The organism is Citrobacter sp. Cb028, from assembly GCF_030336705.1.
Taxonomy (GTDB): domain Bacteria; phylum Pseudomonadota; class Gammaproteobacteria; order Enterobacterales; family Enterobacteriaceae; genus Citrobacter; species Citrobacter braakii.
In genome coordinates this window covers 17,929-30,461 of sequence record NZ_JAOWCZ010000031.1, presented here as the reverse complement: position 1 = coordinate 30,461, position 12,533 = coordinate 17,929, and the positions used below count along the sequence as shown (strand labels likewise).

12 protein-coding genes are annotated in these 12,533 nt (G+C 50.9%); 7 read left to right on the top strand and 5 right to left on the bottom strand.

Annotated features, from left to right (window positions below; genetic code table 11):
* The first annotated feature begins 42 nt into the window (after positions 1 to 42).
* Complete coding sequence (locus OGV75_RS07670) at positions 43 to 546, top strand: TRAP transporter small permease (RefSeq protein ID WP_016157445.1); 504 nt, start codon at positions 43 to 45, stop codon at positions 544 to 546.
* Complete coding sequence (locus tag OGV75_RS07665) at positions 546 to 1,847, top strand: TRAP transporter large permease (protein ID WP_016157446.1); 1,302 nt, start codon at positions 546 to 548, stop codon at positions 1,845 to 1,847. Before OGV75_RS07670 ends, OGV75_RS07665 begins: the two co-directional genes overlap by 1 nt.
* Positions 1,848 to 1,910: 63 nt before the next feature.
* On the opposite strand, the gene ansB is transcribed toward OGV75_RS07665, so the two are convergent.
* The 4 genes from ansB to trmB all read right to left on the bottom strand — a co-directional run bounded on the left by ansB (position 1,911) and on the right by trmB (position 4,960).
* Positions 1,911 to 2,957: an L-asparaginase 2 gene (ansB, locus tag OGV75_RS07660; RefSeq protein ID WP_016154404.1), complete on the bottom strand. Its 1,047-nt coding sequence runs from the start codon at positions 2,955 to 2,957 to the stop codon at positions 1,911 to 1,913.
* Positions 2,958 to 3,145: 188 nt separating this feature from the next.
* Positions 3,146 to 3,865, bottom strand: a complete 720-nt coding sequence (locus tag OGV75_RS07655) for a YggN family protein (RefSeq protein ID WP_016157447.1) — start codon at positions 3,863 to 3,865, stop codon at positions 3,146 to 3,148.
* 49 nt (positions 3,866 to 3,914) lie between these two features.
* On the bottom strand, positions 3,915 to 4,241 hold the full coding sequence (locus OGV75_RS07650; protein WP_016154406.1) for a YggL family protein: 327 nt from the start codon (positions 4,239 to 4,241) through the stop codon (positions 3,915 to 3,917).
* Entirely contained in the window at positions 4,241 to 4,960 is a 720-nt protein-coding gene (trmB, locus tag OGV75_RS07645; protein ID WP_016154407.1) for a tRNA (guanosine(46)-N7)-methyltransferase TrmB, read from the bottom strand. Before trmB ends, OGV75_RS07650 begins: the two co-directional genes overlap by 1 nt.
* Before the next feature lie 160 nt (positions 4,961 to 5,120).
* On the opposite strand from trmB, the gene mutY reads away from it, so the two are divergent.
* From mutY to OGV75_RS07625, 4 genes are all read left to right on the top strand, one after another.
* The gene (gene mutY / locus OGV75_RS07640) at positions 5,121 to 6,173 is read left to right on the top strand and encodes an A/G-specific adenine glycosylase (RefSeq protein WP_286480507.1); all 1,053 of its coding nucleotides are present in this window, start codon (positions 5,121 to 5,123) and stop codon (positions 6,171 to 6,173) included.
* A gap of 27 nt (positions 6,174 to 6,200) precedes the next feature.
* On the top strand, positions 6,201 to 6,476 hold the full coding sequence (locus OGV75_RS07635; RefSeq protein WP_016154409.1) for an oxidative damage protection protein: 276 nt from the start codon (positions 6,201 to 6,203) through the stop codon (positions 6,474 to 6,476).
* A gap of 94 nt (positions 6,477 to 6,570) precedes the next feature.
* Complete coding sequence (gene mltC / locus OGV75_RS07630; RefSeq protein ID WP_131346839.1) at positions 6,571 to 7,656, top strand: membrane-bound lytic murein transglycosylase MltC; 1,086 nt, start codon at positions 6,571 to 6,573, stop codon at positions 7,654 to 7,656.
* 210 nt (positions 7,657 to 7,866) lie between these two features.
* Positions 7,867 to 9,123 carry a nucleoside permease gene (locus OGV75_RS07625; protein ID WP_016157449.1) on the top strand — a complete coding sequence of 419 codons (1,257 nt, stop codon included), beginning with the start codon at positions 7,867 to 7,869 and terminating at the stop codon, positions 9,121 to 9,123.
* Between the two features lie 55 nt (positions 9,124 to 9,178).
* Here the strand turns inward: OGV75_RS07625 and OGV75_RS07620 are convergent, their stop codons facing one another.
* Positions 9,179 to 11,314 (bottom strand): ornithine decarboxylase, encoded by a 2,136-nt coding sequence (locus OGV75_RS07620; protein WP_286480506.1) that lies wholly within the window; start codon positions 11,312 to 11,314, stop codon positions 9,179 to 9,181.
* Positions 11,315 to 11,782: 468 nt separating this feature from the next.
* Here OGV75_RS07620 and OGV75_RS07615 point away from each other — a divergent pair, with 468 nt between their 5' ends.
* Positions 11,783 to 12,490, top strand: a complete 708-nt coding sequence (locus tag OGV75_RS07615; RefSeq protein WP_016157451.1) for a DUF554 domain-containing protein — start codon at positions 11,783 to 11,785, stop codon at positions 12,488 to 12,490.
* Positions 12,491 to 12,533: the final 43 nt, after the last annotated feature.

The window sequence follows — 12,533 nt, the reverse complement described above, 5'->3', positions numbered from 1 at the left end:
CTTTGGGCCATTGATTGGCCCTGTTTCACCAGGAAACTCACCATGATATTTAACCGCCTTAAGCTTGCGGTAGACCGCGTCATTGCCGCATTTTCGGTCATCGTAATGATTGCGCTGGTCATGTGCGTAGTCTGGCAAGTTTTTAGCCGCTACGTGCTCAATCAGCCCAGCACCTTAACTGACGAACTGGCACGCTTCTTAATGATCTGGGTCGGATTATTAGGTGCAGCCTATACCGTAGGCGCCCAGCGCCACCTGTCTATCGATCTACTGTTCATGTCGATTAATAAACGTAAACAGGCGTTATTGAGCTTATTCATTAATCTGCTGATTTTTGGCTTTGCAGGTTCAGTCATCGTTACAGGCGGTATCAAGCTGATTAATAAAACGCTGGCAACGGTGCAAGTTTCTGCGGCCATGCAAATTCCAATGGGTTACGTGTATATCATCCTGCCGCTCAGCGGCGCAGTCATGATGTTCTATGCCCTGTGGTTTATTCACCAAAATATTCAGCAACTGAAACAATCTTCGCAGGGAGTAATTTGATGGAAGGCTATATCGCACTAACCCTGTTTGGCTGCTTCTTTGTCCTGGTGTTCATTGGCGTACCTATTTCGTTCTCCATCGGTATCGCCACTGTAGCCTCAATGCTGCTGATGTTTCCTTGGGATGTTGCCGTTATCACTGTCTCTCAACGTCTGGCAAACGGATTAGATAATTTTGCCCTATTGGCGATCCCGTTTTTCATTTTCGCAGGTACGCTGATGAACAGCGGTGGGATCGCCATCCGGCTAATTAACCTGGCGCAGGTGATGGTTGGGCGAGTTCCCGGCTCACTTGGTCATGTCAACGTGCTGGCAAACATGATGTTTGGTTCGATTTCCGGCTCTGCCGTTGCCGCAGCTGCAGCCGTTGGCGGTACGCTTAATCCTATTCAGACAAAGCAAGGATACGACCCAACCTTCTCGACAGCCGTTAACGTTTCCTCCTGTATTACCGGGCTGTTAATTCCACCATCAAATGTGTTAATTGTGTTTTCTCTTACTGCTGGCGGTGTTTCAGTTGCTTCGTTGTTTATGGCGGGTTATTTACCAGGGATCCTGATGGGGCTTTCGATCATGGTGGTATGCGCCATTATCGCCAAACGCCGTGGTTATCCCCTGTCGGAAAGGCCAACCTGCGCACAGGCAGTAAAAGCACTTCTGGATGCGCTACCGAGTCTGTTACTGGTCATCATTGTGATGGGGGGTATTTTAGGTGGGATCTTTACCGCAACAGAAGCCTCAGCGATTGCGGTCGTCTACACCTTCATTCTCTCGGTGCTGATTTACCGGGAAGTAAAATGGCGTGATTTACCAAAGCTGATCCTGGAATCAGTCGTGATGACCTCTATCGTACTGTTACTGATCGGCTTCTCTGTCGGCATGTCCTGGGCAATGACCAATGCCGATATTCCCTACATGATCAGTGACACATTAATGGGTATTTCCGATAATCCACTGATCATCCTACTGTTAATCAATATTGTACTACTGGTTGTTGGGATCTTTATGGATATGACACCGGCAGTCCTGATCTTTACCCCCATTTTCTTGCCAATCGCTCAAGAGTTAGGTATGGATCCGGTACATTTCGGCATCATGATGGTCGCCAACCTGTGCATTGGTCTGCTGACACCGCCGGTAGGAAGTGCATTGTTTGTAGGCTGTTCGATTTCTGGCGTGAAGATCCAGCAATTGATCAAACCCCTGCTGCCGTTTTACGCCGCATTGCTGGTCGCACTCATGATGATCGTATACATTCCACAGATCTCTCTGTTTATTCCACAGATGCTGGGGTTGATGTAAATACGAAGAGTAACTGCTTCTGGAGAATGCCCCAACGCTACGGTAGGGGCATTTTTTATGCCATTAATACTGATTAAACATTTCCTGGATCTGCTTAGGATCCTTGGTTTGGGTCAGAGCCAGTTGCAGCAGAACACGCGCTTTTTGCGGGTTCAGAGAGCCTGAAGCCACAAATCCGTATTTCGCATCATCAACTTCAGCATCCTGGGTGGTGGCGCCCGTTGGTACACGGGATGAGCGCACCACAACAGTACCTTTATGCGCGGCAGTTGCCAGCGTATCGAAAATAGTTTTATACAGGTTACCGTTACCTACACCCGCACTGACGATCCCGGCGTAACCCGCGTCTACCAATGCTTTGGCTGGCAGATCGGAGGCGTTAGCGTAGTTGTAAACAATCCCAACTTTCGGCAGCTCGGTCAGCTTAGATACATCGAACGGCGTGGATGTGGTGTGCTTACGCGCAGGCGTACGCTGGTAGTCGATTTTACCGTTATGGATATAACCCAGCGGACCATAGTTAACGGATTTGAAAGTAGCGACATCCGTGGTGTTAGTTTTGGTCACGTCGCGACCATCCATAACGGTGTCGTTCATCACCACCAGCACACCACGGTTGGCAGAGGCTTTGTCTGCGGCGGTTACCACGGCGTTATACAGGTTGAACGGGCCATCAGCGCTCATACCCGTAGACGGACGCATTGCGCCGACCAGCACTACCGGCTTGTTGCACTTGACTGTGAGATCGAGGAAATAGGCGGTTTCTTCCATGGTATCCGTACCATGTGTTACCACGAAGCCGTCAGTTTTATCACACTCGGTATTAATCTTTTTCGCCAGCGTTAGCCAGACTTCATCATTCATATCCTGGGAGCCGATGTTCACCACCTGCTCGCCTTTCACAACGGCGATATCTTTCAACTGAGGTACGGCATCAACCAAATTTTCTACGCCGACTTTGCCTGCCGTGTAGTTAGATTTTGTTGCGGAGTCACCACCGCCGGCAATCGTCCCGCCGGTAGCTAAAATAGTGATGTTTGGCAGTGCAAGCGCCGCGCCGCTGAAACCCATAACCAGTGCGGCAAGTGCCGTTCTCTTGAAAAACTCCATGTTATTTCTCCAGTTACTTGAATTTGCAGCATTATGTCTATCTTACAGATGAATAATGTGACGCCATCCAATTAACCAGATTTATATCTCCATCAAATTGTTATTCTTAGAGATGGATATCAAAAAAACAGAAAAATACAAAATAAAACGGCACAGAATGTTTCTGTGCCGTTAAAAAGAGGTGAAGATTATTTCAGAGTGCTAACCAGCGTTTTACGATCGTTTTCCAGCGTCACGACGCGGGCACAAACATCTTTGCCAAACTGCTGGAAGTCTTGTTCCTGATTCTTCCATTCGTTCTGAATTGAGGTTTGCAAACCTCCGAGGCTTCCGAGCACGCCCTGCAGCGGATTACCACCGCCTTTGAGCACGGCTTTCGCCCCCATCTCGTTGATGCTGTCCTGCAAAATACCGCCCATCGCCTGATTGACCAGCTGTTGTCCATCCGCGCGAACCTGATCAATCGCCTTATAATGGAAGGTCAGGCCGTCAGTGCGATGCTCAATAATGCGGTTCATCTGCTCTTTCAATTGCGCATCCAGCTTAGTTAAGCGGCCACGCATGTTGCTGCTTTCGCCGACCTCTTTGGCGATGATTTTATCCAGCGCCACGCGACCTTTCTCCACGCGCGCTCTGGCACCTTCATCAATCCACGGCAGACTGCTACGCAACGCCGCCTGATAATCTTTGGCCTGTTCACGCTGCGCGGCGTTCAGGTTGTACTGTTTACCGTTAAAGGTGACATCACCGGCCTGGGTTATGACCAGGTTGCCGTTCTCACCCTTCACCTGTACCGTTTGTGGACTCAAAATCACATCGTCACGCGGGGTGACGCTGCACTGATAATCAGCATGTGCGGCCATCGCCGTGAACGTTAGGACTGCCGCCAGCAGCGTTTTGCGCATCATATCTTTCCCTCAATACAAATTGGGCCGGCATTTGCCGACCCTTTGCTACTTAGTCCCACCAAATATCGAAAAGTTCGCTGGTGCGCACTTCTTCGAGTTTGTGCTCTTCCAGCCACTTACGCACGATAGCCTGATGTTCTTCGGTGCATTTGCCGATTTCCTGCAGACAGATCAGACCTTCCCAGGCCAGATAGCCGCTGCCGTCAAAGGCCAGCTTGTTCGGTTCGATAACTTCATTGATAAAATCATCAACGATTTGATCGACCTGCTCTCCAGATGTACCTTCCGGGAAACGCCATGCAACCGAAAATCCTACTTCCTGGAATTCGTCGATGTGCATTTTTTTACGCAGACGACGGCTACGGTTCTTTGCCATTATTTCACCCTCTCGAACATTAAGTCCCATACGCCGTGGCCAAGACGATGACCACGTTGTTCAAATTTGGTTACCGGGCGCGATTCCGGGCGCGGTACATAATCGTTACTCTCTGACTGGTTTTTATACCCGTCAATCGAGGACATCACTTCAAGCATGTGCTCTGCATAGGCTTCCCAGTCGGTTGCCATGTGGAACACGCCGCCCAGCTTCAGCTTGCTTAAGATATGCTCAGCAAACGGTACCTGAACGATACGGCGTTTATTATGACGTGCTTTATGCCACGGGTCAGGGAAAAACAGCTGAACCATAGATAAAGAATTGTCAGGAATCATTTTATGCAGGACTTCGACGGCATCATGGCACATGACACGCAGGTTCTCGACGCCCTCTTCATGAGCTGAAGCCAGACACGCGCCAACGCCCGGTGAGTGAACCTCAATGCCGAGGAAATTTTGCTCCGGACGCGCTTTCGCCATCGCCACCAGCGAAGCCCCCATACCAAAACCAATTTCAAGCGTGACTGGCGCATCGCGACCAAACAGCGCAGCGAAATCCACAGGTTCTTCGCTGAACTCAACGCCCATCACCGGCCAGTAGTTTTCCAGCGCGTGTTCCTGCCCTTTCGTCAGTCGCCCCTGGCGACGAACAAAACTACGAATCCGGCGCAGCGGGCGGCCGTTTTCATCAAATTCCGGTGAAATGACGTCGTTCTTCATAAAAGTTTAGTCTGCTGTGTTTGAGTTCTGAAAACGGGCATTATCCAAAGTTAGTTGCCGGATGCAAGTAAAGGAAGAAAGTGAGCAGCGGAAAGTTCCGGTTTACACCCCGTTGCCGCTGTGCTGCAATCTTGCCCCCGGCAATAATGAAACGGTAATCATGCAAGCGTCTCAATTCTCGGCTCAGGTTTTGAGCTGGTACGACAAATACGGGCGGAAAACGCTGCCCTGGCAAATTGATAAGACGCCTTACAAAGTATGGCTCTCTGAGGTGATGCTGCAACAAACTCAGGTTGCGACCGTTATCCCCTACTTTGAGCGCTTTATGGCGCGCTTCCCAACGGTAACGGATTTAGCCCATGCGCCGCTGGATGAAGTCCTGCATTTATGGACCGGGCTGGGCTATTACGCCCGAGCGCGTAATCTGCATAAAGCCGCGCAACAGGTTGTGACGCTGCACGGCGGCTCATTCCCGCAAACCTTTGATGAAGTGGCCGCCCTGCCAGGCGTCGGACGTTCAACTGCAGGCGCGATCCTTTCGCTCTCCCTGGGTCAGCATTTTCCGATTCTTGACGGTAACGTCAAACGAGTGCTGGCTCGCTGTTATGCTGTAAGCGGCTGGCCGGGTAAAAAAGAGGTCGAAAAGAAACTGTGGGAGTTGAGCGAGCAGGTTACGCCAGCCCATGGGGTTGAGCGGTTTAATCAGGCGATGATGGATTTAGGCGCCATGGTCTGTACGCGCTCAAAACCCAAATGTTCCCTGTGTCCGTTGGAAAATGGCTGTGTGGCGAGCGCCAATGCAAGCTGGGCGCTGTACCCGGGTAAAAAGCCCAAACAGACATTACCAGAACGGACGGGCTATTTTTTACTGATGCAGCATGAAAACGAGGTGTTGCTCGCGCAGCGACCACCCAGCGGCTTATGGGGTGGCTTATACTGTTTTCCGCAGTTTGATGATGAGGATGGGCTACGCGACTGGCTGGCGCAACGGCAAATTAACGCAGATAATCTGACCCAACTTAATGCGTTTCGCCATACCTTTAGCCATTTCCACTTAGATATTGTGCCTATGTGGCTTCCCGTGTCCTCATTCACCTCATGCATGGATGAAGGCAACGCGCTCTGGTATAACTTAGCGCAACCGCCGTCGGTCGGACTGGCGGCCCCCGTGGAGCGTTTGTTACAGCAATTACGTACCGGCACACAGGTTTAACGTACCGGTCGATAAAGAGGATTTTTTATGAGCAGAACGATTTTTTGCACTTTCCTGCAACGCGAAGCAGAAGGACAGGATTTTCAGCTGTACCCGGGCGATCTGGGAAAACGCATCTATAACGAGATTTCTAAAGAAGCATGGGCGCAATGGCAGCATAAACAAACCATGCTAATTAACGAGAAGAAACTCAATATGATGAACGTTGAACACCGTAAGTTACTGGAACAGGAGATGATTAACTTCCTGTTTGAAGGTAAGGATGTGCATATTGAAGGCTATACGCCTGAAGAAAAAAAATAAGCATCGCTTGCTGGCAATCTCGTAGGCCGGATAGGGTGCTTGCACCGCCATCCGGCAAAACGATACAACAACAAACACAACACGCACTCCCGGAATGATGAAAAAATTTCTCGCGCTTGCCGTTATCGCGCCGTTGCTCATCTCCTGTTCCAGTTCGACCAAAAAAGGCGACTCCTATAACGAAGCCTGGGTCAAGGATACCAACGGTTTTGATATTCTGATGGGGCAATTTGCCCATAACATTGAGAATCTGTGGGGATTTAAGGAAGTGCTGATTGCGGGTCCGAAGGACTACGTAAAGTATACCGATCAGTATCAAACCCGCAGCCATATCAATTTTGATGACGGTACGATAACCGTCGAGACCATTGCCGGGACAGATCCCGCCGGACATCTGCGTCGAGCGATTATCAAGACGTTGCTGATGGGTGATGATCCGGGTTCTATCGACCTCTATTCCGATGTCGACGACATTAAGATTTCCAAAGAGCCGTTCCTGTACGGGCAGGTAGTCGATAATACCGGCCAGCCTATTCGTTGGGAGGGACGTGCAACCAACTTTGCCAACTACCTGCTACAAACGCGACTGAAAAAGCGCAGCAATGGCTTGCGTATCATCTATAGCGTGACGATCAATCTGGTCCCGAACCACCTTGATAAGCGCGCGCATAAATACGTCGGCATGGTACGTCAGGCTTCACGTAAGTATGGCGTCGACGAGTCACTGATTCTGGCCATCATGCAAACCGAATCCTCGTTTAACCCGTATGCGGTCAGCCATGCCGATGCGCTGGGACTCATGCAGGTGGTACAACACAGCGCCGGAAAAGATGTGTTCCGTTCGCAGGGGCGCTCAGGCACGCCAAGCCGTAGCTTCTTGTTTGACCCGGCCAGCAACATTGATACCGGTACTGCCTATCTGGCAATGCTGAATAATGTCTATTTGGGCGGCATTGATAATCCGACCTCGCGTCGCTATGCGGTGATCACCGCGTATAACGGCGGTGCGGGCAGCGTGCTGCGCGTGTTCTCGAACGATAAAATTCAGGCCGCAAACATCATTAACAGCATGTCCCCTGGGGACGTTTATCAAACGCTGACCACCCGACACCCATCTGCTGAATCACGCCGATATCTTTACAAGGTCAATTCCGCACAAAAATCATATCGTCGCCGCTAATGTATCCCTCTCTTGCCCCCTAAAACGGGGGCCTGAAGAGGGAAAAACGTTAACTCCATCACTCTTTTGCTTTGCAATCCGAAATTGTTTGCAAATATTTGTCACAGGTAACAAAAAAAGAGTGCCTCTCGTTGATAGAATCACATCATATAGCCACGGCAAATGTGCCTTTTAAAACATTCATCCGCATTACGGTGTGAGGAAATTAACATGAATCTTAAGCTGCAGCTGAAAGTTCTCTCGTTTCTGCAGTTCTGCTTATGGGGTAGTTGGCTCACTACCCTCGGCTCCTATATGTTTGTCACCCTTAAATTTGATGGTGCATCCATTGGCGCGGTGTACAGCTCGCTGGGGATCGCCGCCGTGTTTATGCCTACGCTGTTAGGGATCGTGGCTGACAAATGGATCAGTGCAAAATGGGTGTACACCATTTGTCACCTGGTCGGCGCAGCAACGCTGTTCGCCGCAGCCGAAGTCACCACGCCAGGTGCCATGTTCTTTGTGATCTTGCTTAACTCCCTGGCCTATATGCCAACGTTGGGGTTAATCAACACCATCTCTTACTATCGCCTGCAATCAGCCGGGATGGATATTGTTACAGACTTCCCGCCAATCCGTATCTGGGGCACCATCGGCTTTATTCTGGCGATGTGGGCGGTAAGCTTCTCCGGCTTTGAACTGAGCCATATGCAGCTGTATATCGGCGCGACGCTGTCCGTCGTATTGGCGCTGTTTACCCTGACGCTGCCGCATATCCCGGTCGCCAATCAGCAGAAAAACCAGAGCTGGTCTTCCATGTTGGGCCTGGATGCCTTCGCGCTATTTAAAAACAAGCGTATGGCGATTTTCTTCATCTTCTCTATGATGCTGGGCGCAGAGCTGCAAATTACCAATATGTTCGGTAATACCTTCCTGCACAGCTTCGATAACAATCCGCTGTTCTCCGGCAGCTTCATCGTTGAACACGCGTCGGTGATGATGTCGATTTCGCAGATCTCCGAGACGCTGTTTATCCTGACCATCCCGTTCTTCTTAAGCCGTTACGGTATTAAGAACGTGATGCTTATCAGTATCGTGGCGTGGATGCTGCGCTTTGGCCTGTTTGCCTACGGCGATCCAACACCGTTTGGTACCGTGCTGCTGGTTCTGTCGATGATTGTTTACGGCTGCGCCTTCGACTTCTTCAACATCTCTGGCTCCGTGTTTGTAGAGAAAGAAGTTCGCCCTGAAATCCGCGCCAGCGCACAAGGCATGTTCCTGATGATGACCAACGGCTTCGGTTGTATTCTGGGCGGTCTGGTGAGCGGTAAAGTAGTTGAACACTATACGCTGAACGGTATTACCGATTGGCAGACCGTGTGGCTGATCTTCGCAGGTTACTCGCTGGTTCTGGCTTTTGCCTTCGTTGCGCTGTTTAAATACAAACACGTACGCGTTCCGGCAGGTGCCCAGACTATCGCGCACTAATCTTTATTGATTAAATAGGGTCACCTGATGGTGGCCCTATTTGGTCAGATGACGCTTACTTCAGAACATATCCATACAGACGTTTAATACCGTCTGCATCCGTTTCACTGTAAACCCCTTGCAGCTCCGGCGAGAAGCCCGGCAACAGGTTTATGCCCTCTTCCAATGCCAGGAAGTAACGTTGCACCGCCCCGCCCCATACTTCGCCCGGTACCACGCACAGTACGCCCGGAGGATAAGGCAGCGCGCCTTCTGCCGCAATGCGACCAGCGGCATCACAAATACGCACCAGTTCAACATCACCGCGGATAAAGGCGCTGTTAGCATCCTGCGGGTTCATCGCCACGGCAGGCAAACTCTCCTGACGGAACATCGCTTTTTGCAGATCTTTCACATCAAAGCTGACGTACAGTGAGTGCATCTCCTGACACAGTTCACGCAGCGTGTAATCCCGGTAACGTACCGGATACTTGTTGAAGACGGTGGGCAGCACGTTTGCCAGCGGCGTATCGTCCTCAATATGCTGTTCAAACTGCGCCAGCATCGCGACCAGTTGCGCCAGTTTCTCAGCGCTTTCTGCCGGGGTCAGCAGGAACAGAATCGAGTTAAGGTCGCATTTCTCCGGCACGATACCGTTTTCACGCAGATAATGCGCCAAAATCGTCGCCGGAATACCAAACTCAGTATATTGCCCGGTTTGCGCATCAATGCCCGGAGTGGTTAACAGCAGTTTGCAGGGATCGACAAAATACTGGTCGCGTGCATATCCAGAAAAACCATGCCATTTAGCACCAGGTTCAAAGCTAAAGAAGCGACGCTCGCTGGCAATCACCTGTGTCGGATAGCTTTCCCACGGTTTGCCATCTACTACCGGAGGAATAAACGGTTGAAGCAGCTTACAGCGGGTAATAATCGCTTTGCGGGCCTCGATCCCCAGCGTCACACATTCCGCCCATAGCCGACGGCCGCTCTCGCCTTCATGGATTTTGGCGTTAACGTCCAGCGCCGCAAACAGCGGGTAAAACGGGCTGGTGGAAGCATGCAGCATAAACGCATTGTTCAGACGCTTATGCGGGCAGAAGCGCGCCTGGCCGCGAATATGGTTATCCTTTTTATGGATCTGCGAGGTTTGCGAGAATCCGGCCTGCTGTTTGTGTACCGACTGAGTGACAAAGATCCCCGGATCGTTAGCATTGAGCTCCAGCAGCAGCGGCGACCCATCGGCCATCATCGGGATAAATTGCTCGTAACCGACCCATGCGGAATCAAACAGGATGTAATCGCACAGGTGACCGATCTTGTCGATCACCTGCCGGGCGTTGTAGATCGTACCGTCATAGGTACCCAACTGAATAATCGCCAGACGGAACGGGCGCGGTTGATCAGCCTTTTGCGGCGCAACTTCTCGAAGTTGCTGGCGCAGATACTCCTCATCAAAGCAGTGCTCATCAATGCCGCCAATAAAGCCAAACGGATTACGCGCCGCTTCCAGATAAACCGGCGTAGCACCCGCCTGGATCAGCGCCCCGTGGTGGTTCGATTTATGATTGTTGCGGTCAAACAGCACCAGATCGCCGCGCGTCAGCAGCGCATTGGTGACCACTTTATTGGCCGCAGAGGTCCCATTCAGCACAAAGTAGGTTTTATCCGCGTGGAAAACTTTCGCAGCAAATTTCTGCGCATGTTTCGCTGACCCTTCATGAATCAACAGATCGCCAAGCTTAACGTCAGCATTGCACATATCCGCGCGAAACAGATTCTCACCAAAGAACTCATAGAAATGTCGGCCCGCAGGATGCTTCTTAAAAAACTCACCGTGTTGGTGTCCCGGGCAGGCAAACGTGCTGTTCCCCATTTCGACATACTGGGTAAGCGTGTCATAGAACGGCGGCAGCAAATCTTCCTCATACTGACAGGCAGCAGATTCCAGCTCCAGCCAGTCCTGAGCCTGACCGCGAATTACCGCATTAACGCCCGCAGGCACATCAACATCAGACTCTGCGAACAGAAACACAGGTAGATGAAAACCGGTGCGTTTCAGCAAAGCCAGGATCCCACTGCGGCTGTCCGCAACGGTAATGACGACTGCCGCAACGTCAGTAAAATCGGTACTGTCCAGCGACACCACCTGACGATGGCTGGACAGACGAGAAACCAGTTCACTACTGGCGGCAATTTTCATTGATTTCATAAGCGCAATAACCCGTTTCGGGAAAATCAAAAGTCCCGGACAACGCCGCATGGCTTTGCCCACGAAATGACAGGTCAAACTGGTTACCAGCCCCGACCGCCAGACATCAGTAAAAGCAGATAGCCTCTGATTTTACTGTTATCCTGCAGTGAGCGTGCGCTGCCCTCACCGCATGGTGGGAGCGTAAAGATAAGTCGCGGGAAGGGGCAAACGTCGCGCAAAAAGGCGATGTTGAAGGCGATGTAGGGGGAGTAATATCATCCCAGGCAGCCCCATTCAGACAGGAGAAAATTCGCGCAATCATGGCACCTTTCAATTACAGGCGCAAGATAAAATCTTGCGCGAAAACCTTACAGATCAGCAAGCATTTCGTCTGAAAGTTGCGGCATAATAATGCAATCTGAAACATAATTTCACCCAGCTAATTGCCTTTAGTATCAAGACGATGATGGGTATGCAGGAGCAAATGTGGTAATCGGACCCTTTATTAATGCCAGCGCTATTTTATTTGGTGGCATTCTCGGCGCGCTGCTCAGCCAGCATATACCAGAACGCATTCGGGTCTCCATGACCTCTATTTTCGGGCTGGCCTCGTTAGGGATTGGTATCTTGCTGGTTATCAAATGCGCCAATCTACCGGTGATGGTTTTGGCAACGCTCGTCGGCGCATTAATTGGCGAGTTTTGTCATCTGGAAAAAGGGATCAATGCTGCGGTAGCCAAAGCGCAGCAGCTTTTCACCCGCTCGGACGCCAACGTAACGCACGAATCCTTTATTCAAAGCTATGTGGCTATCATTGTGCTGTTTTGCGCCAGCGGTACCGGGATCTTCGGTGCGATACATGAAGGGATGACCGGCGACCCGAATATTTTAATCGCCAAGTCATTTTTGGATTTCTTCACGGCCATCATTTTTGCCTGTTCGCTGGGAATCGCGGTATCCGCCATTTGCATGCCGATGCTGGCAATCCAGTTAACGCTTGCCACCTGTGCAGCACTGATTTTACCCCTGACGACGCCAGCTATGATGGCCGATTTCAGCGCCGTAGGCGGTCTATTGCTGCTGGCAACCGGTTTGCGTATTTGCGGCATCAAGATGTTTGCGGTTGTGAATATGCTTCCTGCCCTGCTGCTGGCAATGCCGCTTTCCGCCGCCTGGACGGCATTTTTTGGCTGAGAATGCGTGCATTAGCAGCAATGTGGTGATAGATTGTGCAGCC

Excerpts from the sequence above, each read along its gene's own strand:
- trmB (WP_016154407.1), bottom strand. The coding sequence starts at position 4,960 with ATGAAGAACGACGTCATTTCACCGGAATTTGATGAAAACGGCCGCCCG.
- OGV75_RS07665 (WP_016157446.1), top strand. The coding sequence starts at position 546 with ATGGAAGGCTATATCGCACTAACCCTGTTTGGCTGCTTCTTTGTCCTG.
- mutY (WP_286480507.1), top strand. The coding sequence starts at position 5,121 with ATGCAAGCGTCTCAATTCTCGGCTCAGGTTTTGAGCTGGTACGACAAA.
- OGV75_RS07650 (WP_016154406.1), bottom strand. The coding sequence starts at position 4,241 with ATGGCAAAGAACCGTAGCCGTCGTCTGCGTAAAAAAATGCACATCGAC.
- OGV75_RS07620 (WP_286480506.1), bottom strand. The coding sequence starts at position 11,314 with ATGAAATCAATGAAAATTGCCGCCAGTAGTGAACTGGTTTCTCGTCTG.
- OGV75_RS07635 (WP_016154409.1), top strand. The coding sequence starts at position 6,201 with ATGAGCAGAACGATTTTTTGCACTTTCCTGCAACGCGAAGCAGAAGGA.
- OGV75_RS07625 (WP_016157449.1), top strand. The coding sequence starts at position 7,867 with ATGAATCTTAAGCTGCAGCTGAAAGTTCTCTCGTTTCTGCAGTTCTGC.
- OGV75_RS07670 (WP_016157445.1), top strand. The coding sequence starts at position 43 with ATGATATTTAACCGCCTTAAGCTTGCGGTAGACCGCGTCATTGCCGCA.
- OGV75_RS07655 (WP_016157447.1), bottom strand. The coding sequence starts at position 3,865 with ATGATGCGCAAAACGCTGCTGGCGGCAGTCCTAACGTTCACGGCGATG.
- mltC (WP_131346839.1), top strand. The coding sequence starts at position 6,571 with ATGATGAAAAAATTTCTCGCGCTTGCCGTTATCGCGCCGTTGCTCATC.
- ansB (WP_016154404.1), bottom strand. The coding sequence starts at position 2,957 with ATGGAGTTTTTCAAGAGAACGGCACTTGCCGCACTGGTTATGGGTTTC.